The organism is Mesorhizobium denitrificans (assembly GCF_003403035.1).
In the GTDB taxonomy this organism is placed as follows: domain Bacteria; phylum Pseudomonadota; class Alphaproteobacteria; order Rhizobiales; family Rhizobiaceae; genus Mesorhizobium_G; species Mesorhizobium_G denitrificans.
This window is the reverse complement of record NZ_QURN01000005.1, coordinates 159,480-183,761: the sequence shown is the minus strand read 5'-3', so window position 1 is coordinate 183,761 and position 24,282 is coordinate 159,480. Positions and strand designations below refer to the sequence as shown.

At 57.7% G+C, this 24,282-nt stretch carries 26 protein-coding genes and 1 tRNA gene; 9 read left to right on the top strand and 18 right to left on the bottom strand.

The annotated features are described in order from the left end of the window. The first annotated feature begins 30 nt into the window (after nt 1-30). Nucleotides 31-106, top strand: a tRNA-Lys gene (locus tag DY251_RS07780). Between the two features lie 604 nt (nt 107-710). Here DY251_RS07780 and DY251_RS07770 read toward each other — a convergent pair. Beyond that, entirely contained in the window at nt 711-1,022 is a 312-nt protein-coding gene (locus DY251_RS07770) for a hypothetical protein (protein WP_116623307.1), read from the bottom strand. A 153-nt stretch (nt 1,023-1,175) separates the two neighbouring features. Between DY251_RS07770 and DY251_RS07765 the strand changes: the two genes are divergently transcribed. Next, nucleotides 1,176-1,868 carry an SOS response-associated peptidase family protein gene (locus DY251_RS07765; RefSeq protein ID WP_342633553.1) on the top strand — a complete coding sequence of 231 codons (693 nt, stop codon included), beginning with the start codon at nt 1,176-1,178 and terminating at the stop codon, nt 1,866-1,868. On the opposite strand, the gene DY251_RS21250 is transcribed toward DY251_RS07765, so the two are convergent. The 4 genes from DY251_RS21250 to DY251_RS07745 form a co-directional block, all read right to left on the bottom strand. Continuing rightward, nucleotides 1,858-2,148: a hypothetical protein gene (locus DY251_RS21250; protein WP_137113505.1), complete on the bottom strand. Its 291-nt coding sequence runs from the start codon at nt 2,146-2,148 to the stop codon at nt 1,858-1,860. The genes DY251_RS07765 and DY251_RS21250 overlap by 11 nt on opposite strands. A gap of 214 nt (nt 2,149-2,362) precedes the next feature. Next, complete coding sequence (locus tag DY251_RS07755) at nt 2,363-3,001, bottom strand: hypothetical protein (protein WP_116623304.1); 639 nt, start codon at nt 2,999-3,001, stop codon at nt 2,363-2,365. Nucleotides 3,002-3,005: 4 nt separating this feature from the next. Then, nucleotides 3,006-3,302, bottom strand: a complete 297-nt coding sequence (locus tag DY251_RS07750) for a hypothetical protein (RefSeq protein WP_137113504.1) — start codon at nt 3,300-3,302, stop codon at nt 3,006-3,008. Nucleotides 3,303-3,314: 12 nt separating this feature from the next. After that, complete coding sequence (locus DY251_RS07745; protein WP_116623302.1) at nt 3,315-3,551, bottom strand: hypothetical protein; 237 nt, start codon at nt 3,549-3,551, stop codon at nt 3,315-3,317. Nucleotides 3,552-4,067: 516 nt separating this feature from the next. Here DY251_RS07745 and DY251_RS07740 point away from each other — a divergent pair. Then, on the top strand, nt 4,068-4,436 hold the full coding sequence (locus DY251_RS07740) for a hypothetical protein (protein ID WP_116623301.1): 369 nt from the start codon (nt 4,068-4,070) through the stop codon (nt 4,434-4,436). Between the two features lie 339 nt (nt 4,437-4,775). On the opposite strand, the gene DY251_RS07735 is transcribed toward DY251_RS07740, so the two are convergent. The 3 genes from DY251_RS07735 to DY251_RS07715 all read right to left on the bottom strand — a co-directional run bounded on the left by DY251_RS07735 (nt 4,776) and on the right by DY251_RS07715 (nt 8,455). Beyond that, entirely contained in the window at nt 4,776-5,930 is a 1,155-nt protein-coding gene (locus DY251_RS07735) for an AAA family ATPase (RefSeq protein ID WP_116623300.1), read from the bottom strand. A 658-nt stretch (nt 5,931-6,588) separates the two neighbouring features. Beyond that, nucleotides 6,589-7,806, bottom strand: a complete 1,218-nt coding sequence (locus DY251_RS07725) for a DNA-primase RepB domain-containing protein (protein WP_158553231.1) — start codon at nt 7,804-7,806, stop codon at nt 6,589-6,591. Nucleotides 7,807-8,065: 259 nt separating this feature from the next. Continuing rightward, the gene (locus tag DY251_RS07715) at nt 8,066-8,455 is read right to left on the bottom strand and encodes a hypothetical protein (protein WP_116623296.1); all 390 of its coding nucleotides are present in this window, start codon (nt 8,453-8,455) and stop codon (nt 8,066-8,068) included. A gap of 370 nt (nt 8,456-8,825) precedes the next feature. Between DY251_RS07715 and DY251_RS21740 the strand changes: the two genes are divergently transcribed. Beyond that, nucleotides 8,826-8,990, top strand: a complete 165-nt coding sequence (locus tag DY251_RS21740; RefSeq protein WP_245415893.1) for a hypothetical protein — start codon at nt 8,826-8,828, stop codon at nt 8,988-8,990. Nucleotides 8,991-9,136: 146 nt separating this feature from the next. Here DY251_RS21740 and DY251_RS07705 read toward each other — a convergent pair whose 3' ends face one another. From DY251_RS07705 to DY251_RS07680, 6 genes are all read right to left on the bottom strand, one after another. Then, nucleotides 9,137-9,718, bottom strand: coding sequence for a hypothetical protein (locus tag DY251_RS07705; RefSeq protein ID WP_116623294.1), 582 nt, complete (start codon nt 9,716-9,718; stop codon nt 9,137-9,139). Further along, on the bottom strand, nt 9,715-11,076 hold the full coding sequence (locus tag DY251_RS07700) for a tyrosine-type recombinase/integrase (protein ID WP_116623293.1): 1,362 nt from the start codon (nt 11,074-11,076) through the stop codon (nt 9,715-9,717). The genes DY251_RS07705 and DY251_RS07700 overlap by 4 nt, the downstream gene beginning before the upstream one ends. Before the next feature lie 351 nt (nt 11,077-11,427). Next, entirely contained in the window at nt 11,428-12,837 is a 1,410-nt protein-coding gene (locus DY251_RS07695; RefSeq protein ID WP_116623292.1) for an adenylate/guanylate cyclase domain-containing protein, read from the bottom strand. Nucleotides 12,838-12,988: 151 nt separating this feature from the next. After that, a complete protein-coding gene (locus DY251_RS07690) occupies nt 12,989-14,038 on the bottom strand; it encodes a class I SAM-dependent methyltransferase (RefSeq protein ID WP_116623291.1) in 1,050 nt (349 codons plus the stop codon). A 116-nt stretch (nt 14,039-14,154) separates the two neighbouring features. Further along, nucleotides 14,155-15,213 (bottom strand): alpha/beta fold hydrolase, encoded by a 1,059-nt coding sequence (locus DY251_RS07685; protein ID WP_116623290.1) that lies wholly within the window; start codon nt 15,211-15,213, stop codon nt 14,155-14,157. A gap of 126 nt (nt 15,214-15,339) precedes the next feature. Next, nucleotides 15,340-16,032, bottom strand: coding sequence for a FadR/GntR family transcriptional regulator (locus tag DY251_RS07680; protein WP_116623289.1), 693 nt, complete (start codon nt 16,030-16,032; stop codon nt 15,340-15,342). A 165-nt stretch (nt 16,033-16,197) separates the two neighbouring features. Between DY251_RS07680 and DY251_RS07675 the strand changes: the two genes are divergently transcribed. The 5 genes from DY251_RS07675 to DY251_RS07655 are packed head-to-tail and all read left to right on the top strand — an operon-like array spanning nt 16,198 to nt 20,283. Beyond that, complete coding sequence (locus tag DY251_RS07675) at nt 16,198-17,190, top strand: ABC transporter substrate-binding protein (protein ID WP_170971329.1); 993 nt, start codon at nt 16,198-16,200, stop codon at nt 17,188-17,190. A gap of 2 nt (nt 17,191-17,192) precedes the next feature. Then, nucleotides 17,193-18,014, top strand: a complete 822-nt coding sequence (locus tag DY251_RS07670; RefSeq protein ID WP_116623287.1) for an ABC transporter permease — start codon at nt 17,193-17,195, stop codon at nt 18,012-18,014. Nucleotides 18,015-18,016: 2 nt separating this feature from the next. Next, nucleotides 18,017-18,820: an ABC transporter ATP-binding protein gene (locus DY251_RS07665; protein ID WP_116623286.1), complete on the top strand. Its 804-nt coding sequence runs from the start codon at nt 18,017-18,019 to the stop codon at nt 18,818-18,820. 9 nt (nt 18,821-18,829) lie between these two features. Continuing rightward, the gene (locus DY251_RS07660; RefSeq protein ID WP_116623285.1) at nt 18,830-19,582 is read left to right on the top strand and encodes an ABC transporter permease; all 753 of its coding nucleotides are present in this window, start codon (nt 18,830-18,832) and stop codon (nt 19,580-19,582) included. Next, nucleotides 19,579-20,283, top strand: a complete 705-nt coding sequence (locus DY251_RS07655) for a fumarylacetoacetate hydrolase family protein (RefSeq protein WP_116623284.1) — start codon at nt 19,579-19,581, stop codon at nt 20,281-20,283. The genes DY251_RS07660 and DY251_RS07655 overlap by 4 nt, the downstream gene beginning before the upstream one ends. A gap of 74 nt (nt 20,284-20,357) precedes the next feature. On the opposite strand, the gene cobT is transcribed toward DY251_RS07655, so the two are convergent. From cobT to cobA, 4 genes are read right to left on the bottom strand one after another with little or no spacing between them, the layout of a single operon-like run. Beyond that, nucleotides 20,358-21,374, bottom strand: coding sequence for a nicotinate-nucleotide--dimethylbenzimidazole phosphoribosyltransferase (gene cobT / locus DY251_RS07650; protein ID WP_116623283.1), 1,017 nt, complete (start codon nt 21,372-21,374; stop codon nt 20,358-20,360). Between the two features lie 24 nt (nt 21,375-21,398). Then, nucleotides 21,399-22,163 (bottom strand): adenosylcobinamide-GDP ribazoletransferase, encoded by a 765-nt coding sequence (cobS, locus tag DY251_RS07645; RefSeq protein ID WP_116623282.1) that lies wholly within the window; start codon nt 22,161-22,163, stop codon nt 21,399-21,401. Beyond that, nucleotides 22,160-23,485 (bottom strand): cobyrinic acid a,c-diamide synthase CobB, encoded by a 1,326-nt coding sequence (locus DY251_RS07640; protein ID WP_116623281.1) that lies wholly within the window; start codon nt 23,483-23,485, stop codon nt 22,160-22,162. The genes cobS and DY251_RS07640 overlap by 4 nt, the downstream gene beginning before the upstream one ends. Next, nucleotides 23,482-24,261: a uroporphyrinogen-III C-methyltransferase gene (gene cobA, locus DY251_RS07635; RefSeq protein ID WP_116623280.1), complete on the bottom strand. Its 780-nt coding sequence runs from the start codon at nt 24,259-24,261 to the stop codon at nt 23,482-23,484. The genes DY251_RS07640 and cobA overlap by 4 nt, the downstream gene beginning before the upstream one ends. Nucleotides 24,262-24,282: the final 21 nt, after the last annotated feature.

Here is a 24,282-nt window from a genome sequence, read left to right as displayed (position 1 = left end):
GGCCGCCATCCCCGACGTCAGTCGGCCCGTGGGTGTGTAGCTCAGTTGGTAGAGCAGCTGACTCTTAATCAGCGGGTCTCAGGTTCGATCCCTGACACACCCACCAAAATCATCAATAAAATCAACATTTTACGCCAAGCGTCATGAGCCATGATAGGGCTTGCGGATTTCGTGTCCGCATGATGTCCGGATTTCAGGGCGGACACGGATTCTGATACGTTGGGCCGGGAGACAGCGGCGTATAGCAATCATCGGGCGCACCGGTGCTAAGTCCCTGATCTCGATGTGCATAAGTGCAGAATCCAGTTGCTTTGGATTCGCGAGTTCTAATGAAACACGCTAGATATTGATTCGGCCAGTTTCCAAGGCCGAAAGCGAAGATTGCGTCTGAAACGGGCGGACGCAATCCCGCGTTTCGGTCAACCGGGGACTTTCCCGGCGGAGATCAAAAGCATGACTATCTCATGCTCTTGGCCCAAATCCGTCTACGTACGCTTCTATGTACGTATTCGGTTCGGACGACTTGAACTCGTCCGGCACCACTGTCGCGGGCTTCCCTCCCGCTAATGTGGCATCTGCACTGGAGACCCCGCTTCGGCGGGGTCTTTTTTAGGCATGACAGATTCGCCAAATCTATCAACCTCAGTCGTACACCAAACGTTCCTTAAAAATCCGATTTCTTGCGATTGGCACAGGTTTTTCCGCTCCCCTCACTCATCCTGCCAGATGACGCGCCGCTCGTACTTGATTGTGACCAAGCGCCGGAACTTGATGCTTAGTGCTTCCTCGCCGCGAGGGATGAAGAAATCAACGTTGGTGTAGTAGCGCTGCTTGCACTGCTCGCAACGCATTTTCTCCCTGACCATTGTGGTCGGTATGTCGCCGAAAACCTCTTTCAGATCGTAAGGGCGGTAGAAGCGCGTTGTCCTGCAACAGCTGCACCAGACCTTCGCCACCTGACCCGCATTGTGTGCCTGTGACAGATAGTAGAAATCGGAAATCTTAGGTCTGCGTGATCCCATGCCCGTTCTCGCAAGATGAGAACATAGTAGGAACAAATGCCTCCTGACAGTCAAGTATGGACTCACCGCGAAGTGCTGCGGTAGTCGTTAGCAATGTGCAATCTGTACAACCTCACCTCCACCCACAGGGCAATGGTCGAGTTCGCCCGCGCCTTGCGCGATCTGTCGGGCAATTTGGAACCGTCGCTGCACGTTTACCCCGACCGCCCTGCCCCTATCGTTCGCAACGCGCTCGATGGGCAAAGAGAAATGGTCAGGATTCGCTGGGGTTTGCCGAGTTCCAAGCAAGCGCTCTATCAGGCGGCATCCAAACGTGCGGACAAGTTGCGCGCCAAGGGCAAACCCGTCGACTTTGATCTGCTGCTAAAGATGGAACCGGACGGCGGCACCACCAACGTGCGGAACACAGCGAGCAAGCATTGGACGCGATGGTTAGATGTGCAAAACCGCTGTGTCGTGCCATTCACCAGCTTCGCTGAACCTGATCCCGCATCCAAGATTGAGGGTGAGCGCACCCCGAATGCTTGGTTCTCAATTGATGAGTCTCGACCCTTGGCATGGTTCGCCGGGATTTGGGTTCCGCAATGGGAGAGCGTGCGAAAGGTCAGGGACGGACTCGAGACGCTCGACCTTTACGGGTTCCTTACAACTGATCCTAACGGGGTCGTTGCGCCGGTTCATCAAAAAGCGATGCCGGTGATCCTGACAACACAGGAGGAAGTTGAAACTTGGCTGACAGCGCCATGGTCGGAAGCGAAAGGGTTGCAACGACCCTTGCCGGAATCGCTCTTGCAACGAGTGCCGGAACCGCAGGGTGCGGCAGTCGCCGCCGCCCTCAGTCCGTAACGATCTCTACCCGCGCCCTTACCGCGTTCGCCTTCGATCTGCTCGACAGGTAAACGACCGACGCTTCCAACTCGCCATCGCGAATTGCCTGTGCCACTCGATCTGTGGCGCGGTTCAGCAAGTCGCTTTCGATCTGCAATCGAAGCTCCTGAAACTCGGGATTCTCGCGGATGAACTCGTAGAGGTTTTGGCGGCTGCACTTGAGCAGTTTCGCAGCCACGGCGACTTTTGCCCCGGCGTTGTGCAAGGCAGTGGCAACTCGGTCAGGGGTCAATCTCATCTTGGTTCTCGCTTCTCGTTTGAATGAGACGCCGGGGAGACCGACGCTCACAGCCTCCCCGACGCTATTGACGGCAGCTACAAGTCTGTGGATGCAGACGAGCTTGCCGCCAATCGACTCCAAGACGGCGCAGGAGACACAACGCCCCCTTGGAGCGTTCCAACGGCGATGATCTTGTGTCAGTTGGCATCCGAGCAAGACCATCGCCGTTGGACTATTCAGCCGGCAATTCTATGCCGAGTTGCTTTGCCGCGACGACCGCAGCAGAGCGGTCCCATTGCAAACTTTGGCGGATCGCATTGGCTCGATTGAATGCCTGCTCGTCTGCCGCACGTTGAGCATGTCGGGCCGCGGCTTCTTCGAGCGATGCGAGTTCCGCCTTTAGCCCCTCCACGTTGTCAACGTAGGTCGAGACTGCAAACTTCAAACGATCCTGCTCCCGGGCGGCGGTTGCTTTCGCAGCGGAGGCGGCACGCTCGTCCAACTTTCGCAACCAGCCGCGAACGTGGACCGCTTCAAGCACCATTTCCGCCGCATCATTATCCCGGCGAGCGGGGCGCATGCCTTTGAAACCGAGTGCGACCCAACGCCAATTCGGCGCGGTACCCGCTTCAAAGAGCAATTCCTTCGCCTGCTCCGCTTCCGCTTTCGTTGGCGGACGCAAATCTTCTGTGCCCTTGTTCAGCATGTAGCGCAGGCGCTTCAGTCGGTTCTCAGCATCGAAGCGGGAGAAGGACGGATTCATCCGGCGCGAGTTTTCGTCCATCAACGGCCAGTCAGGGCAATCATTGGCGTCCGGCCACAGAACTTCCGGGTCGAACGTCATGGCAAGGTCAAAAGGTTTCACGCTCATCGGATCAATCCTCCGCCTTCGGCAACGCAAAACCTGTTTTGCTGACGGTGCCGGTCTTGCCGTCGCCATCGTCGGCTTTCGGCAATTTGAACTCGCTCACGCGGCTTTCTCGATTGTGAACCGACTTGCCCTGCGCCGCCGCCTGCGATTTCTCGACCTCGGCAAGGCGGGTCAGCATCGGCTTGATTGCTTCCGTGACGTGATTATGGACGATCTCGGCCAATCGCTTGGTGAAGTCGTCCATATTCAGTTCAACGGTGCGCTCTTCCTGTGCACCTGTGGCGATCATCTGCTTAGTCATGGTGTTATCCTTTCAAATTGCGAAGGGGCTGAGGACGTGGAGGCGCTTGCCGTCAATCGAACCGAAGCCAGTGACGCGCTTGCCCGTGAACTCGACGCGGAGAATGCCGTCCGGGGTTGCAAGCTCGTCGAATGACGCCATCTTGCAAATGCCGATGGCCACATCTCGCAAGCGTTTCGGATTGCTGAGCGTGATCCGATCAATAAAAACCTTGTCGGTACCGTCGAGCGCTTTGAGTTTCACGTCCATATATCTCGCGCCGTTGCGTTGTCGGAAACTAGTTCCAAGTATTTTCACAAGTATCATGAGCATCTAACCTGTGCTGTTATTTCAATGATGCTCGGACTATGCAACGTCCCTGCCAAAACATATTAGGGCAAGCGAAAAGGTGACATTATTGTTGTCTAAAATGCACGTTGTCGGGTTTGGAAGGTACGGCGCGTTGCGACACAGGCGAGCGTTGACGCTCAAACGCTGCGCGATGCCCGATTACTCGCGCCGTGAGCGCGGTAACGGCGATTGCCGGGGCAATGGGCGGGCGTGATTGGAAATCGCTTGTATGCGGGGATTACGTGAACCGAGAGACAGCGGGCGGTTACAAGGTGAGCCGCATCGGAGGGGATGGAAGGAGCGTTTGGGTTGGTAGTTCCGCACCAAGTACGTCCACGCGCGTCCGCATACGTGCGAGGGGATTAGCTCGGCAGCAACTTTTGAGATAGTTATGCCTTTTGGTCTATCGCAATTGGGTTCAACGGGAAGTCCGAAATGTCGATCTTGAAACTGAGTGCTGTCGCGTTGTCTGGATCGGTAGCGGCTTTCAATGTTGCGTCTGCCGAGGAATGCAGCGCCTATGACAAGGAAGTTGCCGAGGTCGCGCAAACGATACGGTCATTCCAGTCAGATGAGGACTTCAAGACATACGGCTTCGGGCTGGGCGGGCCTTTCAACAAGTGGACAGTCAAAGCACAAAAACTTGCTTCACGAGAAGAGGCCCGCACCTTTGTGGGAACGTACGGATTCACGCCTGACTTGACCGCTGACATTGCGCTTGCATATCGGTCGGGGAAGCCGCTCAACGTTTTGCTTGCGAAGGTTGAAACTGAGATCAGCGCGTTCTTAGACAAATGTGCCTGACAACGAGCTTTTGCAGACATGCTGCGGACACAAGATCGAAAGCCGGCGCGTCCGCATAAGGAAATCAACTAGCTAGATTCTGCGCTCAACTGACTATCAATCAGTTGCCACGCTCAAACTACATCCCCCCTGTCTCTCGGTTCAGCACATCCCCGATCTCATGCCCTATCGAAACTGTGTAATGTGCGTAATCACTGTAAACACCGTAAACTGTGTAAACTCTGTCCGGTGCCCACCGTACAGGGTTTCCCCCCACCAGACGCACCAGACGCACCAGACAGGGTTTCCTCACGCGCGCGCGTATACGCGAGGGTCGCGTAAAACCCCCCTTTAGGGGGGTCATTGTGCTGGATCACGGGGGAATTGGATAACATTGTTTTCGTCTTGGGCGGTTTTCGGCTGGCAGTACCATTTTCCGCCCTGATTTTTCTTGACTAAGTACTTGCTGCTGTTCCCCTGCCACCAACGTGAAGTCGCCATCCCCGCCATCAGTGCAGCGGCCTTAACTTCATCTACTAGTTGCCAAGGCTCGCTCGGTTTTTCCGCAAAATGTTGCCGAAGCCAAAAGCCGAAGACCGCTTCAAATTTGCTGACAGGCCCGCGTGTTGATTTTCCAACCATGCTTTCCGGCGTCAACGTGCTGTCCAACGCCTCCCAAACTGGATGTGTCGCGTTGATCGGTTTACCGCTTTCAGGGTCGCTCGCGACCTGAACCTTTGCCGTGCTAAATTTCCACGACCCATCGGGATGCTCGGGCAAGTTCACCTTGACCTGCACTAGCGCTTTGGCATGTCGGCCTTCTCCCTCTCGAGCGACCACCGCCACTAGGCTACGGCAAGTCTGCGCGAAGGCTGCAGAGCCGAGAACTCGATGTAGCATTGAGCGTGAAGTGTCTTTCGCAAAGTGCGTCACGCAGACAATCGCGATGCTGAACTCCTGCGCTAGCACAAGCCAAGGCTCCAAGATCGAACGCAGTTGACCCGCGTCATTCATATCGACTTTGCGCAATTCCCTGCCGGGGAGGTAGCTGGTCACGGGGTCGATTACGAGCATCGTGAAGGGGTTGCCTTCATTACGGGCATACCTAAGATATTCTTCGACGCCTGCAATGTCGTCTTGCAGGGAGAAGGTTTTGCGCTCGCCCTGCTGCACAGCGCCGTCGATGTTGATAACTTTACCGCAGTCGGCTTTGCACGCCACAAGGCGGGGTTTGGTCATTTCTGAAATGCCATCCTCGCTGCCCAGCCACAAAACTCGACCGGGTGTGCGCCTATGCGTTTCATTTTCTCCCGGCCACGGAGCACCTGTCGTCACCCGAGCTGTCACATCCGCAAGCACGGTCGATTTGCCCGCGCCGGTTTCGCCCGCTAGGAGTGTGACGTAACCCTTCGGAATCCACCCTGTCCAAAGCCAATCTATAGCCCGCATAGCGACGCCATCGAGCGAGCGCCCGACCAGCCTGTGTTCGGTGTTTGGTGAGTAATCTTTCGTCATTTCAAACCGCCTCTTTTAGAATTAGAGGCTGCTGAAATGGACTGGTGACGTGATGGGGCGTTTCGCCTATTGTCAACGTGCATTTCAACAGCACCTTCCAAGCATTTGACCCGCAAGAGTTCACCGCTCTTTGCGGGTCGTTTATTTTCACGATGCGCTCGCCCGCGTGGCGCGTCTTCCACGGCCACAGCCGCAGCTCATCGTTCTGCCGTCTCGCAGATGCTCGCCACTCACGACGCTGGTATTCCCGCAATCGCATTGGCAGTGCCAAAATGCTTTTCCGTGAGTGTTAGTGTGCGAGCGCCCAGTGACGACCAATTTGCCCACGCGCTTGCCTGCCATCTCAATTGCTCTGCTGCTCATTCTCGTCTTCCGTTTCGCATCATTGAAATGACCCTCCCACAATCATTGGCGGACGCTCACCGAGCAAAATAGGATCCGATTTCGATTACCTCGATCTGAGGTAATCGGTGACAATGACGCGGGCTTGCGGCTCGATACGGGTGACAATCGCCTTGAGCCAAAGCGCTGTCTGATAATCTATCAGTCGCCAAACAGCCGGATTTCCAAGCAGCACAAGGGTTGCCGGTATCCGCGGTGACCCCGTGTCCGTCCTGTGTCTCCAAACTGGCGTCATGGCTCGATGACCGCCGCTGTCTCACGGTTTTAAGGTCTGCCCCAATGGCTTGCCATTGACGGTGAAGTTTCGGAATCCTTCGGGTATCTGTGCCGCTTCCGGCTCAAAATTGAAGTCGCTTGCCGCGCTTAACACCATCCGCTCAATCGCCGCCGTGAACCCTGTTTCCGTTGGATGCTCGTTCCAATACTTGATAGCGCACCCATGCCGATACTTGGCGAGGATGAGGCGGTGCATGTCGGCGCGGGAGATGCCGGCGCGAAAGCCTTGTCGAATGCCGCGCCAGAGTTGATGGCTGCGATTCTCCGTACCGGGGATCGGACGGCCATCTCGGTCGAGTTTTGCAACTAGACGCCCTGTCGGCTCAATGAGCAGGTTGTAACCCTTGTGCGGATAATAGGCGCGGAGCTTCGCCTCGAGCTGGTCGATAGTCAGGTTGGATGGCTCACCGAGCGACAGCGCGGCGCGATTTGGGGGCAGGTCATCGCAGGGCGGCAGGATTTGCCGCAACTCGTTGATCGGTTGAAGCCGGTTGCCGTATTCCAAGATGAATGTCGGCTCCGCGTCTCGGTCCTCATCCTCGACCTTATCGCGGGTGGGATAGTTGACTGTTCCCGGCAGTCTGTAAGGCTGCACTGTAACGCCGGTGGCATTGTCCATCCCCGTGCCGCGTCTCAGGCTGATCCCGAGCTGAAACGCTACCCTGTAGGGGGCACCCATCAAGAACCAATATTGGCGGTTCCTTGCCGATGTTTGCACGGTCATGGCTGGTATCATGCCAGCGAGTAGTTGGCCTTCGCCGTCTTGGTCCGCAATAAGAGCAAACACTAAAACAATGTCTATTTCCTCCGGCGTTGCTCCCGGTTCGAGATCATTGCGAAAGAGGCTGGCGCGAACGTAGAAATTGTAGCCGCGCTGCGACCAGTAGATCGCATCATCCGCCATGCGTTTGTGTTCGCCGATCTTGTATCGGAGCGACCGTATGCAATCTTTGCTGCCGTCCGGCATGTTCTTGAACATGAAGCAATAGATTACGCCGGGTTCGTTTTTGGCCAAACCGACAGCTGCGCGCTTCATTTCGGCCATCTCCTCCGCGAAGTCGTGGAGCAGTTGGGAGGAATAGCGAATCTGCTGCTCGTTCAGAAGATCGGGGCGAGGCGTATTGCATCGCAGGAGCCGCACGTCCTCGCTATAGATGAGGGGCAAGACCGAGCGAGCATCAAAATTCAAAGCAACCACTTTCAGCATCCTTTGTCGTAGCGGATGCTCGATGCGTCGGTGACATTCTCGGGTCACGCCCGTATGATCGCCGTTGCATCAAGCATCCTTCCTGTTACCGACCCGCTCCGGCTGCATACCGGGGCGGGTTATTCGTTTGACGATTGCACAGCGAACGCGGACGCTTCACCGGGGAAACAAATTGGCGACAATGACGCGGCTGCTGGCTCTGTATTGGAGCCGTAGGCGCGGCCCCCGATTTGCTGCCCGTCGCCTGCGCTCAATCCCTCGCGCAATCACCATTTCCAGCGCCGTGGGGCGCGTTTCGCCCTTGCGCCCGTGCGATGGGCGCAAGGGTAATGGAATGCGCTTCACGCGGCGGTTGTGGCGGTTCGAACAGCTCTTCGAGTGCATAATTGAGCATGTTGATGCGCTCTGCATTGGCACGCTCGCGCTTTTCTTCCGCAGCTTTGATCTCAGGGTGGATGCGATCAAACAGTTCGCGAACTCGCTTCACCTTGTCATGAACGACAGAATGATAGGACTCTGCCCCTTCAACATCATCGTCTGCGAAGAGCGCTGAAACAAACATCTCCAATTCCACGATGCAGCCACGCATGTGATCGAGGACAACAGTCTGAGCTGGTTTGCTGAAGCTTTTGAATGGCATTTCAGTTCCTTTCCGTTGCCCGCCGATTGATGAACCCTGAACCCCCGTGACGGGCATACCGAAAGGCGCAGGAAGGCTGTCCGCTGATGAAACATCAGTGGGTTGATCCGTCTAAGTTTTTGATTCTGCTGTCTTAAGTTCCGAGGCGCGATCTCATGTCCGCGTCAGATCAGCATTCAAACGGGTTTTCCGCCCCCATGCGCTCGCATCGGCACTTGCCAACCGAACCTTGCAGCTTGCAAGCAGGCGCCGGAACAGTAGCGCGAGGTGCTTGAGACATAGCGCAGGCGCTTGCCGCAATGGCCGCAGTTCTTAGGCGGCGCTTTCCTTTCGGGCACTCGGTCGCGTGAGCCGCAGATATGAGGTTTGCGTGGCATCACCGCGACCGCCTAGTTGGGTTGGGGTGACGTTCGTGCTTTTCAATCCATCGCTGAACGGATGCGCGATTGTAGAGCACGCGCCTGCCAAACTTCGTGAAGGGCAGGCCGTCCGGCTGCTGCTGGTAGCGAATGATCGTGAGGTGATGAACACCTAGTTCCTGAGCGAGTTGTTCTCGCGTCAAGTATCCATCGAGAAGGGCGGGCATTGGCTTGTATCCGTGCTGTTGAGTTGCACGAATACTTATTGAGATGCGGCGATGTTCGCGACCTTGCAAGGGTTCATCAGCAAGGGTCGAAGGGTTCAACCCATTCTCTTGTTGCCGCCCTTCATCGCATCGTGCGACCGACAGAACGTTGCAAGATATTGGGCCTGAGCTTTAGTAATGGGCTTGCCATCTGGCAGTTTCTGGTTGCGGAAATGCGCTTCCAATATTTCTTTTTTCTCATGGTTTATGGCCGTGATTCCGAAGCGCCTTACGGCTTCAAGCATCATCTGGATGAACGGTGACAGATATGCGCCGTCCGTGCTCGGAACTGCCGCCGGTGTCTCGGACGCCTTAACGAAATGGCGAGCGTGCGCGTCCTTTAGAAATTCGGCTAGTCGCTCGTTGGCGTCTACACCCTCTTTCGGGTCCCATGCCCACCAAAGCTTCCCGGGAACTTCAAGCAAGTCGCCATTAGACTCCATAGTGAATATGACGCGGCGCTGCTGCTTAAGATCATTTGCGTAGGACTCGAGTGTTTTAATCCATCGATCATGCGCAGCATCATCGACGGCAGACGAATCGACTTCGGCCCCCGTCCACTTGCCGGCGAATTTCTCGCTCCCCAACTTCTCGAAGTCTTGTCGAAGGGTGACAAATCCGGGTGGCGTAACCGTCATTGTCCTGCTCCCTTAACTGGGATGATCTCCGCGGACGGCTTGCCGGTCAGGATCGCGCCTGCCGTTTCCGTCGCCTTCTTGAGCGGGTCGTCCATTAGATGCGCATAGCGTTTCGTTGTCGCCTCCTGCGAGTGACCGAGCAACGCGCCGATGATGGGTAGAGAAAGACCGGCACTTACAAGAACCGAAGCGTATGTGTGGCGAAGGTCGTGGACGCGAAAATCCGTGATTTCCGCAGCCTTCAAAATTTCAGCCCATGCCTTCTTAATCTCGGTCAGGTAAGGCTTTTCACCACGACCGGGGAACACGTATTCGCTGACGGGTTTGCCTTGCTTCGCCGCCTGTCTCTCGGCGTCGGCACGTATCGAAACCAGCAACGCGAGGGCAGGGGCGGATAATGGGATTGCATGCTCTTCATTCTGTTTCGTTGAACTCGCAGGCTTTGTCCAAACGCCGGTGCTCAGATCGAATTGATCCCAGCGGACGCCTTCTTTGTCGAACCGCTTGCCGTCGACCACAATGTTCTTTCCGAGCAATTCACCGGACCGAGCGCCCGTCAGCATTAGCAGCCGAACAACGTTCGCAGATTGTTGCGCCCGAGCGTCAACGTAAGTCGTGCCGTCCTTGCGCTCGCGGATTGGGTAGGCGTCGAGCGCGGCTCCAAGTTTGGCGATATGCGCGGGTTTCAAATACGTCTTGCGCTTGTTTTCGGCGTTCTTCTCAACGCCCGTCGCCGGATTGCCTGCAGCGTTGTCCCGCCATTTCCATTTGATGATGGCTAGCGAAAACATCTTTGACAGTACGGCAACAGTGCGATTTGCCCTGATCTTTGCGCCACGCTTTGCGATCTTGTGGTGCAATCCGTCTATTTTTTCATGCTGCACAGTAGCGACAAGTTCAGTTCCTAAAGCCGGACGAATCTCATTGTTGATGACTGACGTGTAGTCGCGGATCGTCGAGGGCCGTTTGTTTGGCAGGTAGTCCGAAATGAAGCGGTCACAGAGATCGGCAACGGTTTTGGCATTCCGGTCTGCTTCGACCTTCGCCAGAGGATCATGCCCTCTCTTGATCTTATGTTTGAGATCTTCGGCTTCTTTTCGTGCTGCGACAGTACCCCATTCTGGAAACGGCCGGAGTGTAAGCCTGCGCTCTTTGCCTGTCTGTGTGCCTTGGAGCGTACCGGGGCCGGCATTTTCAGCCGTGTTCGATTTGGTGCGATAATTAAGGATAAACGACTTTGCGCCCTTCGCCGTTACGCGAATGCCGAAGCCGCGCACCTCCGTATCGTAGGTTATCGCCATGCCCTTTGCTGGCAGGGGCAGGTTCTTGATTATTGTGTCCGTAAGTTTTATTGCCATGGTCGTGTCCGCTCTGTGTCAGCAAATTATCTGATAGCGAACATATATTCAATGCTAACACGTGTAACTCAGTGCAACTGAAATAAAGTAGATATTTCAATTTGTTATCTTCGTATTTTGGAAATTCGTAGGGATTTCAAGGCGTTGCCAATGGCGTAAAAATAGAACTCTTAATCAGCGGGTCTCAGGTTCGATCCCTGACACACCCACCAATATTTTCAATGACTTAGCCGTTTCGTTTTCCAGAGGGCGACACTTCGCCAATGCAAAAACTCGGCTGAGCATAATGTCTTGATGTAAGCGACATGACGCCGAAACCATCGCGCGCCGGCAAGTCTTATACCGCGGGTCTTATGGAATCTCGAAGACTTTGACGTTGCGACCAATGCCCTTCAACAGCACATCGTGAGGTTGAGCCTGCAGTGATCTTTGTCTGAGAACTTCGAGCGTTTTGGCGTCGGATACAATGGCGTCGGTGACGAAGATCGACTGGGAATTGGCGAGCCCCTGAACACGCGATGCAATATTGATTGTCTGCCCGAAATAATCCTGCCGTTCGTTCATCATAACTGCAATGCAAGGACCTTCGTGCAGACCGATTTTGAGAAGAAATTCTCCACCGTCCGGGGTAGTTCTCATTGCGCGCATTTCCTCACGCATTTTCAAGGCCGCTGTCATCGCGCGGTCCGGTGTCGGAAACGTCGCCATAACGGCATCGCCTATCGTTTTGACAACGGCGCCTGCCTCCGACGCAACGACTTCATCCAGCCTTTGGAAATGAGAGCGCACTAGGTCAAAGGCGGCGAGATCGCCGACGCGTTCATATAGTTCGGTTGACCCACGCAAGTCGGTAAAAAGAAACGTAAGGCTAGTTATCTTCAGTCGTTGGTCTACATCCAGCGTTTCAGTCCTGAATAGATTTCTAAAAGTCTGATTGGTAAGCAGTTTCTTTGCGCTTAGAAAGCTTCGGCGCTTCGCCAGCATGCCGTGTAATGCCTCGCCTGCTATGAAGATGCTTGGCAGAACACGGTCGCTGGTGCGATTCTCGACGGATAGCCGCAGTGGACCTGGACGCATCTCGAGCGTTTCATTGTGCACATGCTCCCTATCGTAAGCTATCGAAAGTAGCTGGCGCTCTCGTGTCGGCTCGCCCTTTACATCAATGAATTGAACCGCATGTGTGACTGGTTCGAAAACGATCACAAATGCGCTTGGCAGCGTTACCGAAAGGACAGCGCGTTCGCCAGCTGCTGCTTCGACATGTTCGATGAGAAACTGATCGATCAGGTCTTCGTAGCCCGGCTCTGGCAGGTCTACTGAAGAGCCCCAATACAATTGTCGGTAGTATTCGAGTACAGGTAACTGCTCTGGCGAGTGTGCTGCTATGCGACGAACACGCGCGTTGACCGTGAAGGTCACTTCAACCATCTCGTCCAGTGTTGGCGCATAGCCTTCAGCGCACAATGAACAGACATACTCGTCCTTGCGGATAGACTTCAGGCTAGCGTTTGTATCGAGTACGCCGCCGCATCCTGGGCAAAGTACATTCCATGCAATGTCAAACAGTCCAATTTTCGAGGCGTGAAGAAAACTGCTGATAGTCCGTTCGGCATCGAGTTTGTTGTGTTCCGCAAATGCAAATGGATTAATTCGAAACAACCGATAGTCTGGCGCAGAAGCAATCTCATTCACCATTGCGTCCACAACCTCGGGGGCCGCGTGCTGCCTCAATATATCGAACAATTTCTCGACGTCGCTCATCGGACATCTCTAAAGCGCAAAGTGATCAGGTCACGCCTGCTAGATGGCTACTTTAGCATATTACTGGTCCTTCGCAGAGTTCTTATCTTAAACCTCCTCTGTTACGCCTCGAGGGCTTGCGCTTAGCCTGTGACGGCCAAGTTTCCGCTCGCTATGTCGCTTCGAGAACCATGTTGAGTGGCGTTTGCGCTGCTCGGCGAACCTTGTTGAAGCCAGCGGAGCGGATGACTTCGGTAAGGCGCTTTTCGCCAGCCTGCGCGCCCAGCGCGAGTCCGGTTTCCTGAGCCAGCGAGGTCGGCACGCAAATCATCGTCGAGGCTGAATAATAGAGGCGGCCGACCGGATTGATGTTTTCGTCGAGGCTGTCACCCGCCATCGGTTCCACCACCATCCATGTGCCGCCTTTTTTCAAGGCGCTGCGAATGTGGGCTGCTGCGGCCTCCGGGTCGCCCATGTCGTGGAGGCAATCGAAGCAGGCAATCAGATCGTAATCGCGGCCTCCAAAATCCTGCGCGCGCCCAACCTCGAATTTTATGTTTTTCACGCCGTGCGCTCGCGCATGGGCGGTCGCCGAGGCAATTGAGGCCGGATGGAAGTCATATCCGGTGAAATCGGAGTTTGGATATGCCTGCGCCATCAGAATTGTCGAAAGTCCGTGCCCGCAACCCACGTCGGCCACCTTGGCGCCGGTTTTCAACTTGGCGACAACGCCGTCGAGCGCCGGGAGCCAATCCTGCACGAGCGCATTCACATAGCCGGGGCGGAACATCCGCGCGACCGCACAGAACAGGCAGCCAGCCTGATCGCCCCAGGCGACACCCTTTCCTGTCTTGAACGCTAACTGCACCTTTGGCTGGTTCTCAACCATCGCCGCCGCTGTGTCGAAAGCGCCAATCAAATTCACCGGGCTGTCAGGTTCGGTAAAAATCAGCGCCTGTTCGGGCGACAGCGAAAACTTGCCCTTGTCGTGGCGGATATAGCCCGATGCCGCCTGCGCGGAGAGCCATTCGCGCACGTAGCGAGGTGCGCAATCTGCTTCTGCAGCAATCTCTTCCGGCGTCGCCGGGCCGATCCGTTTGACCGCGTCGTAGAGGCCAAGCGAATCGCCGATCCGCACGAGCGGCACGCTAACCGCGCCTCCAAGGTCGCCGAGAATGCGGCCCACCAATTCATTCAGTTTGGTTTCATCAACCTGTGCCATGTCGGTTTCTCCTGAATATCGCAGTCAAGAATGCCGCTGATTTCAGGTGGCCACATGAGGCGAATGTCCCGCGCGTCGTCAGATATCCGTCATTCTGCGGGACAGGTGTCCCGTGCTTAGTGCGAAAGCGATTTGATGATCGCCTGCGAGCGGTTGTGAACGCCGAGCTTGCTGAAGATCACGGATAGCTGGTTTCGAACGGTTTTGACGCTTTTGCCGAGACGTTGGGCGATGGACGGATTGTCGAGCCCTTCCACCACTAGGGAAAGAATAGCAGCTTCGCTGGCGGTAAGTCCTGCATCGCGAATGGTACGCATCGGTGCATCCCGTTCTTGGCCCAGGAAGCTTGCAAGCTCCGCGTGAAAAACGGCCCAGGCTGGTTCGTCCTGCAGCAGTACATGGTTCTTGCTCTCCAGCGGTACAAATCGCGCGCCGGGAATTGCTGCGGCCAGTTTGCAGCCCTCGTTGAAAGGCACGCGCATGTCGCCGCGGCTGTGTGCGATGAGGGTAGGGACGTTGAGCTTCGCAGCTTCGTCCAGCACGTCGATGCGTTGCATTTGCCAAAGTAGCTGTGCCGCAACGTCGGCTGATGCGGTTTCGCGTTCTAGATCGCCCCACCAGCGATGCTGTTCAGGCGTTCCGTCAGGAATGAAGAGATTTGTGAAGAACTGGCAGAATGCTGGGTTGTCGCGACCCCAGCCAATGCGAATGAAATTGACCAGCGTTTCTGCTTCCAGCCGCTCGGCGTCCGTCCGTGCGCGCGCAAATCCACCCTGGCCGTAGGCATTCACCAACACCAGATGTGAGACCCGCTCGGGGTGCCTGAGCACATATGAAATGGCCAGCGCACCGCCTTGCGACAGACCCAGAAGCACGAAGCGGGGCTCTTCAATGGATGCCGCGACCGCATCGATATCGTCATGCCAGGCCGCGACGGATAAATCCTCGACATGCCGGTCGGATAGGCCGCAGCCGCGCGGATCATAGCGCACAAAGCAATTTTGGGCGGAAAGCGCAGCCAGCCACGGGCGGTAAACCGGGCTTTCGAGATCGTAGTTCACATGGCTCAGCCAATGCGCCGCGCGCAAGATCACCGGCCCTTCGCCGCAGGAGGCCACAGCGATACGCGTGCCGTCCGAAGACGTCGAAAACCGTATGCTTTGCCGAAGCTTCATCCACTCATAATACCGCAGGTCGAGCGCAGCGGACAGCCAGACGTCAAGTGGTTTGAAACACCAAAGAACGCGATTTGCTTTATCGGTTCACTGGAGTGTTGTCGTGCACTGCTGTGGGGCTGAAATCTATTCCGCCGCAGCGCGAATTGGGATCAGTCGCCGCTCCACCTGCTGCAGGTGCGCGCGCATTGCGCTTGCCGCGCCTGCCAAGTCGCGCTCTTCAATCGCGCTGACAATGCGCTCGTGGTCGGTAAAGCTGTGATGGTCGGCAGGGGGGCGAGAGCCATCAGCTCGCAGGCGACCCCAGACGACCGTTCGGCGCACCGCGTTCAGCACATCGAAAAGGCCGAGCAACACATTGTTCCGGCTCGCCTGCGCGATCTGCCGGTGCAGCAAGTTGTCGATATTTTCATATTGCCGCCATGTTGCGGCCTCGCGCGTCTGTTCGAGCGAATGGCGCATCGCCGCTATGTCGGCAGTCGTTGCGTGCAATGCGGCCTCACGAGCAATCTCAGGCTCAATAATCAAGCGAGCGTGCATCACATCTGCCGGGCTGGAGCTTCCCGCGATTTCCAGAATACCGATGGTTTCCTCAACGGGACCGCTGCCCACAAAAGTGCCTTTGCCGACGTGACGCCAGATGTGGCCATCGCGCTCCAGCACGTCCAGCGCTTTGCGAAGATCGCCACGCGAAACGCCCAGCGTGTCGCAAAGTTCGCGCTCGGACGGCAGGCGCCCATCGCTCGGCAGGTCGATCTGGGCGAGGTAGGCCTGAAGCTGCACGAGCGCTGCGCGGCCGCCGTTGCCAATCTTGTCCATTGGTTCGCTCAATCATCATCTCCAATGCTAGTTCGCGTAGTAGAACGAAGCTATAGCGCCGTCAATCGACGTTTATGCGGATTTTTGGCGATGCTCGCTTGACCAATACTGTATTTGGTCATAACCAATAAAGAAATTGGTTAGAACAATAATGGGAGGAAAAAAGTGTCCATTTTGTCGAGACGTACGATTCTCGGAACAGCGTTGGCCATGATAATGGGTGCCGCAGCCACCGCTTCCGCATTCGCCGGCGATATGCGCATCGCTTTCGGCGATCTGCCGGGCATTGAATCTATCCAGACTTTGGCAGCCATCGAGCGCGCCAAAGAGCGCGGCGTGAACGTCGAACTGATCATTCTCAACGACGAAGATCTTGCCGCGCAGGCCGTTGTTGGCGGTCAGGCGGATGTGGGAATTGGGGCGCCCTATACGCTGATTCAGAAGGTAGGCGTGCCGATCCGTGTGTTCGCGCAGATTTCCACTTTGCGGTTCTTCCCTGTGGTCAACAGTGAATTTTACAAGACATGGAAGGATCTCGACGGTCAGGACATTGCCGTGCAGGCGCGTGGCTCTGGCACTGAGGCGGTAATGTTGCTGATGGCCAAGAACCACGGCATCACGCTTGGCAAGATCAGCTATGTGCCGGGTTCGGAAGTGCGTCGCAACGCGCTGTTGCAAGGCACGATCAAGGCGTCAATCGTTGATGCTGCCAACCGTCGCGCGATCGAATCGGAAGCGCCAGGCAAGTTCGTCGTGCTGCCGGTCGAAAACCTCAAGGCGACCGACGAGGCCGTTTTCGCGACTGCGGACTATCTCAAGAACAACGCTGCTGATGTCGATATTCTCGTGGAAGAGCTTCTCAAAACGGCCCGCGAGATCACGGCAAACCCTGCTGCCGCGGTCGAGCTGCGCCACAAGTACAAGCTGCTGGCCGATCTTGGCGCAGAGGCAGATTCTGAAATCACCGAATACTATAAGGAAACGGCAGAGGCCGGTGCACTTGCGCTGAACGGCGGCGGTGCAGATGCTGCCGCGGATGACTTCGCATTCTTCAGCCTTGCAGGGCAGATCGAAGGTGACCCGGCAACACTCAAGGTTGAGCAATTCTGGGATGTTTCGGCTCTTGATCGCGCCATCGCGAAGCTGGGCGCGAAGTAAGCATGGCCAGCGTCAGAACAGAGGGCGAGGCGCTTGGCCTCGCCACTATTGGGCGAGGGGAGGCCAGAAGTTGGGAGAACAATCCCACGCTTCTTCGTCTGGTTTCCGTCATTCTGTTTGCTGGCATCTGGCAGATCGCCGGAATGATCCCGGTCAGCTTCGCCTTCCCGACATTCTTTGAAACGGTCACGGCGCTGGTGAGCATGATCGCCGATGGCAGCTTGCCGAAAGCCTATCTCTCCACGCTGCAACCGCTGCTGCTCGGCGTCATTCTGTCTGCATTTCTCGGCGTTGGCATTGGCACATTGTGCGGTCTGTGGCGTCCGGGCGAGTGGCTGATGATCCCGATATTCATCGTGCTGCAAGCCGCACCTGTCGCAGCCTTCATCCCGATGGTGACGTTCATCTACGGAATTGGAATGACCGCAAAAACGCTTGCCGTGATGATCCTCGCGCTGCCCGTCATCGTGCTCAACACCTACAAGGCGGTGCGCAACGTCAATGTCTCCTTGATCGCGATGTGCAAATCGTTCCTCGGAACGCGCTGGCAGATCGTGTCGAAGATCATATTGCCGGACGCGAGCCCGGTCATTTTCGCCGGTCTGCGGCTTGGTGTCGCCGCCGGGTTTGTCGGCGTTGTGCTCGCAGAACTGCTGATCACACCCACCGGCATTGGCGACCTCATCACCTACCATCGCTCGCGCGCAAACTACGCCGAAATGTACGCAACAATCGCCTCGATTATCGCCCTTTCAACACTCACGCTGGTCGCGTTGCAGTGGGTTGAGTCGCGTGTTTTCAGGCCTGAAAAGAGAGGCGCCTGACCATGCGCAACGCAACATTGAGAAAAGTGCCGACGGAGCAGCCCGCCATGATGGACTCTATCGTCGAAGTTCGGGGCATCAGCAAAAGCTATGGCAACGTTGAAGCGCTGCGCAGCATCGATCTCGACTTTCCGCGCGGCAAGCTGACCAGCCTGTTGGGGCCGAGCGGTTGCGGGAAAACCACGCTGTTGAAGATCATCGCCGGTTTGATCGAGCCGGATGGCGGCAAGGTTTCCGTCAATGGTCGCGAGGTCAGCAAGCCCGGCCCGGAACGCGCCTTCGTATTTCAGGATTTCGCGCTGCTGCCGTGGGCAACGGTACTGCGCAACGTGGCTTTCGGGCTCGAGCTTCGCGGTAGGCCCGTCGCCGAACGCGAGAAGGTCGCGCGGCACTACATTGCAGAGGTTGGCCTGTCCGGCTTTGAAGACAAATATCCGCATGAATTGTCGGGCGGTATGCGCCAGCGCGTAGGTTTGGCGCGGGCGCTGTCGGTCGATGCCGATGTGCTGTTGCTGGACGAGCCTTTCTCTGCCGTAGACGAGCAGAACCGCCGCAAGTTTCAGGAAGACCTCATTCGGCTGCGCACGAACCAGAACAAGACCTTCATCTTCGTCACCCACTCCATCGAGGAGGCGGTTTATATCTCAGACCGCATCGTGCTCCTGTCGCCGCGTCCGGGTCGCGTGTCGCAGATCATCGAGCCGGAAATCGACCGCTCGGTCGATCCCGACCGCATCCATCGCGACAAGCATTATCTCGATACGGTGGAGGAAATCTGGCAGGGGTTGAAGCAATATGTCGACTGAGGCCTCGTCATGAATCTGTTCGGATATCGTGTGCCGATGATGGCCTCGCTGCTGGTGTGGTGCGTCATCTGGGAGATCGTCGGGCGGCTCGACCTGATGCTCATGCTGCCGCCTTTCACGGAAGTGCTGCAAGCTGCCGTCGGGCTGGTGCAAACCGCGTCCTGGCAGAGCGCCACGGTCACGACGCTGCGCGCATTCGTCATGGGCATGGCGCTTTCAATCGTCGTCGGCGTGCCGCTTGGCATCCTCATGGGCCGTGTGAAGCTCGCGGATGAGTTGCTTGGTATGTGGGTCAGCATCTTCTCCAGCGCGCCGCTTTCGGCGCTCGTGCCAGTGCTTATGATCCTGTTCGGCTTCGGAGAAAAAACAATCGTCGCGGCGGTGTTCCTCTTCGCAATCTGGATCATCGTGCTCGACACGCGCGCCGGGGTAAGACACATCTCGCCATCCCTCTTGGAAATGGCGCGATCCTACGGAGCGTCCAAATGGGCGCTGTACAGGATCATCCTATGGGCCGCGCTGCCGGAAATCCTTGCCGGCATCCGTCTGGGGTTGATCCGTGGCGTCAAGGGCGTGGTCATTGGCCAGTTGCTGGTCGCCATCGTCGGCTATGGCGCGCTGTTTGAAACCTTCTCCCGAAACTTCCGGATGGCGGATTTCTGGGCACTCACCATCATCCTTTTTGCCTTCGCGCTGCTGATCGCTGAATTGATCGAGCGGCTTGAAGCCAAGGTCGAATTTTACGCAGGAGCAAGACAATGAACATCAAGGCCGCGGCCTCCAAATATGTTATCGAACCGGCCTCAATCCCGGCCATACCGATTGCGGGAACGGATCAGTTTTTCCCGGTTCATCGTGTCTATTGCGTGGGGCGCAACTACGCCGCACATGCGGTCGAGATGGGCCATGATCCGAACAAGGAGCCGCCATTCTTCTTCCAGAAAAATGCGGACAATCTGGATACGAGCGGCAGCTTCCCATACCCATCGGCATCTAACGATGTTCACCATGAGATCGAAATGGTCGTTGCGCTGAAAAGCGGTGGCGTGGATATTCCCGTCGAGAAGGCGCTGGACTGCGTTTATGGCTATGGCGTCGGCTTGGATATGACCCGCCGCGACTTGCAGGGCAAAGCCAAGGACATGGGCCGACCGTGGGAGGTCGGCAAAGCCTTCGAGCAATCCGCACCGTGCTCGCCTCTGGTTCCTGCGTCGAAGATCGGCCACCCTACGGACGGCGCCGTCTGGCTGGATGTGAATGGCGAGCGTAAGCAGACGGGCGACCTGAACCAGATGATCTGGAAAGTGCCGGAAATGATCAGCTATCTATCTGGCCTGTTCCGCCTCGCTCCCGGCGACGTTATCATGACCGGCACGCCCTCCGGCGTTGGTCCCGTCAAGAAGGGCGATGTGCTGAAAGGCCATGTCGACGGCGTCGGCGACATTGAGGTTCGCGTGGTCTGACGACCTGCCAGTCAGCACGTAAATGGCTACCGGCGCGGACGACGCGCCGGTTCTCCCTGGCTGGCAGCCTGCTGTCAGGCGCTATTGTCGGAAACGCCAGCCTCAGCGAAACTCGCCATGCCGTTGTGGCAAGCAACTGCCGCGTGAAGAACATTGATCGCGACAGCCGCGCCCGAACCTTCTCCAAGTCTCATACCAAGATTGAGCAGCGGTTGCAGTTTCAGCGCTTCCAGCAGCCCGCGATGGCCGGCCTCAGCAGACACATGCCCTGCAACCGCGTGAGCGAGAGCGTCCGCATTCAGCTTGAACAATGGCGCGACGGCGGCACTGGTCACGAAGCCATCCAGCAGCAGCGGAACGCCATGCTTGCGCGCAGCCAGCGCAGCACCAAGCATCGCGGCAAGCTCACGCCCGCCAAGCGCGGCAGCTACGCGCAGCGGATCGTTCAGTATGTCGCGATGGCGCGTGAGCCCGGCTTCAATCGCGGTCGCCTTGCGCTTCAATCCCGCGTCGTCAACGCCCGTGCCGCGCCCAACCCATTTGTCCGCCCCGCCGCCGAACAGGGCCGTCGCTAGTGCTGCAGCGGTCGTCGTGTTGCCAATGCCCATTTCGCCGAGACTCACCAGATCGAGGTCGCTTGAAACGGCGTCATAGCCCGTCGCGACCGCGCTCAGAAATTCGGCCTCGCTCATTGCCGCTTCCTGCGTGAAATCGCCTGTCGGCTGCTCGACCTGTAGCGGAATGACTTCGAGTTCAGCACCTGCCACTTTCGCGAGCTGATTGATTGCGGCGCCGCCTGCCGCGAAATTCGCGACCATCTGGGCGGTTACTTCGGCGGGGAATGCGGATACGCCTTGCGCAGTCACGCCGTGCGATCCGGCAAACACCACGATCTTCATGCGGTCGAGTTGCGGCTTTGCGCGCCCCTGCCAGCGCGCCAGCCATATCGCCACTTCTTCCAGCCGTCCCAAGCTGCCCTGTGGCTTGGTGAGTGTGTTCTGCCGCGCGGCAGCGGCGCGAGCAGCCTCGTCATTTCCTGCGGGCAGGCCGAGAATTGCCTGACGCAACTCATCAAATGATCTGAATGACATAACTGGATATGCTCCGAAAGTGAATTAGGATAGAATTGCGCCAGCGGCGACGAGCACCGCGATCTCGATGACCTGTTGCGCAGCGCCCAGCGTATCGCCCGTAATGCCGCCAACCTGCCGAATGAAAAGTCCGCGCAGCCAGTAGGCGATGCATGCCACCAGCATACCCATCAGAATGCCCTGACCAATGCCAAGCAGCAGCAGCGGCAGTGCGCCAAGGCCGAGCGCCGCAAGTGCAACCGGATCGCTGACCGTGCCGACAGATGCGCCCAGCCCATCCTCCCGCGCGGCTGGCGTGCGTTGGATCAGCACCGCAAGAACACCGCGCGAAGCCGCGTGTGCGGCGAGTAGGGCGCATACGGCGCTCGCACCGCCGGGCAGCGACGCCAGCGAGGTCCAGCGCAGCAGCACAGACATTACAAGCGCCGCCGCGCCATATGTTCCGATGCGGCTGTCTCGCATGATCTCCAGCTTGCGCGCGATGGTGCGCCCGCCGCCAAATGCGTCGGCTGTGTCGGCAAGACCGTCTTCATGCAGACAGCCTGTCGCGAACATCGTCACCGCCAGCGTGATTGCGGCAGCAACGCCCTCATTGATGCCCATCGCATGCCCGAGCGTGTAGGCAACACCGCCCGCCAGCGCCACCATCATGCCGACGATGGGTGCTGCCCAAAGCGCATCGGCCAGTTTGCGTCCCGGAATTTCGAAATGCGGCAGCGGCAGGCGCGTGAAAAACACCAGCGCAATCGCGAGGTCCGACATGATCGAGCGCGCGTCTATGCCCCTCATGGCGCTTTGTCCAATGCGATTGCGTGGAAGAATGTGCCCGTGACGTTTCCGCGCCGCCCGCCGGAGGGGCCAAGCGCATTGCCCTGGCCGTCGAAGAGGTCCGCGAACGCTTCGTCGCTGCCCGGCGAAACCAGCCGCGCATAGTGAAATTCATGGCCGCGCACCCACACGCCCGCCGCTCCAAGCGGACCATCTGCAAGCACGCGCGCCAGCCTGTAGCCAAGGTTCATCTTGCGCTGGAAAAAGCTGGTCGCGTGGCCGAGCAGTCCTAGCATCGGATGCGTCATGCCCTGCGAATCTTCAATGCTTTCTCCAAGCACCATGAACCCACCGCACTCGCCGTGAACAGGCTTTTTCTCCGCAAAGCGCCGCGTGCCTTCAATGAAGTTGCGCGCTTCGGAAAGCTTGCCCGCGTGCAGTTCGGGATAGCCGCCCGGCAGCCAGCACGCATCGCAATGGGGCGAGGGGGCCTCGTCCGCAAGCGGCGAAAACGGCACGATCTCTGCGCCGGCGCGGTGCCAGTCCCGCGCCAAATGCGGATACAAAAAGCTGAATGCACTGTCCGTGGCCAGCGCAATGCGTTGACCCGGCGGCGGGATTGCCACCGCGCCACTCGGCGGCGCAACCGCACCAAGTGGCACGGCCGCCGCGAGGATCGCGTCAAGGTCCAGCGACCGCTCCATCGCATCGGCGAGACGGTCGATATGCGTGTCGATGTCGCCATGCTCGTGCGCTTGCACGAGGCCCAGATGCCGCTCCGGCAGCGTTAGTTCGGAGTTGCGTAGCACCGCGCCGAGCACGGGCAGGCCGATTGCCTCCACCGCTTCGCCTGCCAGTTTGCGGTGCCGCTCGCTGCCAAGTTTGTTCAGCACAACACCCGCCATTTTCACGTCAGGATCGTATGCGGCAAAACCCTTCGCGACCGCCGCGGCAGTCTGCGACTGGCCGGAAACATCCAGCACCAGCAACACGGGAATGCCATAGCGCCGCGCCAGATCGGCTGCGGAGCCCGACCGGCCCGCCTCTCCGCCAATGCCGTCGAACAGCCCCATCGCGCTTTCGATGACCAGAACATCCGTGTCCGCCGCGCTTTCTGACAGCAGCGTTGCGATGAGGTCCGGTCGCATTGCCCACGTATCCAGATTGACACCCGGCAGCCCGGTCGCGGCCGCGTGAAATCCGGGGTCGATATAGTCTGGCCCGGATTTCGCTCCGCGCACTTTCAGGCGGCGACGGGCAAGCGCGCGCAGCAGGCCGATGGTGACGCTGGTCTTGCCCGAACCCGAGCGCGGCGCGCCGATGATGATCGCGCGGGCACTCATGGCATCAGTCTTTCGCGCAGCGCCACGATGCCGCCCACCACGATCAGCGCGGGTGAAACGATATTCTCCCGCTGTGCCGCTTCTACCAGCGTGCCGAGCGTCGCGGTCACGGTGCGTTCCTGCGGCAGTGTTGCGTTTTCGATCAGCGCGGCGGGCGTATCGATTGCAAGTCCACCTTCCAGAAGGTCCGCCACTGTCTGCGTCATATGCGTAAGACCCATATAGATGATGATCGGCTGGCCCGTTCGCGCGAGCGCGGCCCAGTCGGGACGGTCGTCGCTGGTGGCCGCAAAACCTGTTGCGAGAATGATTGCGCCGTTCACGCCGCGCATCGTTGCCGGAATGCCTGCCGAGGTCAGTCCACCGAAAGCCGACGTAATGCCCGGCAGCACACGATATGGAACCCCATGCTCTACCAGCGCCAGCGTTTCCTCGCCGCCGCGACCGAAAACGTAAGGATGTCCGCCCTTCAGCCGCACAACCTTGCGCCCTTCCTTCGCAAGCCGCACGAGCATGCCGTTGATGTCGGCCTGCGGAATCGAAAGCCTGCCGCCGCGCTTACCCACGAAGAAGCGCTCTGCGTTCTCCGCCAACTCGACGATTTCCGGCGAAACAAGTGCATCGTGTACCAGCGCGTCGGCCTGATCCAGCGCCGAAAGTACCTCTATGGTCAGCAGTCCTGGGTCGCCCGGTCCTGCGCCAGCAAGCCACACATGGCCAGGTTCCAGACGAGGCGTTCGGTTGATAAGCTGCGTTATGGCGGTATCGATGCTCATTTCAGACGCTTTCAGCGATGA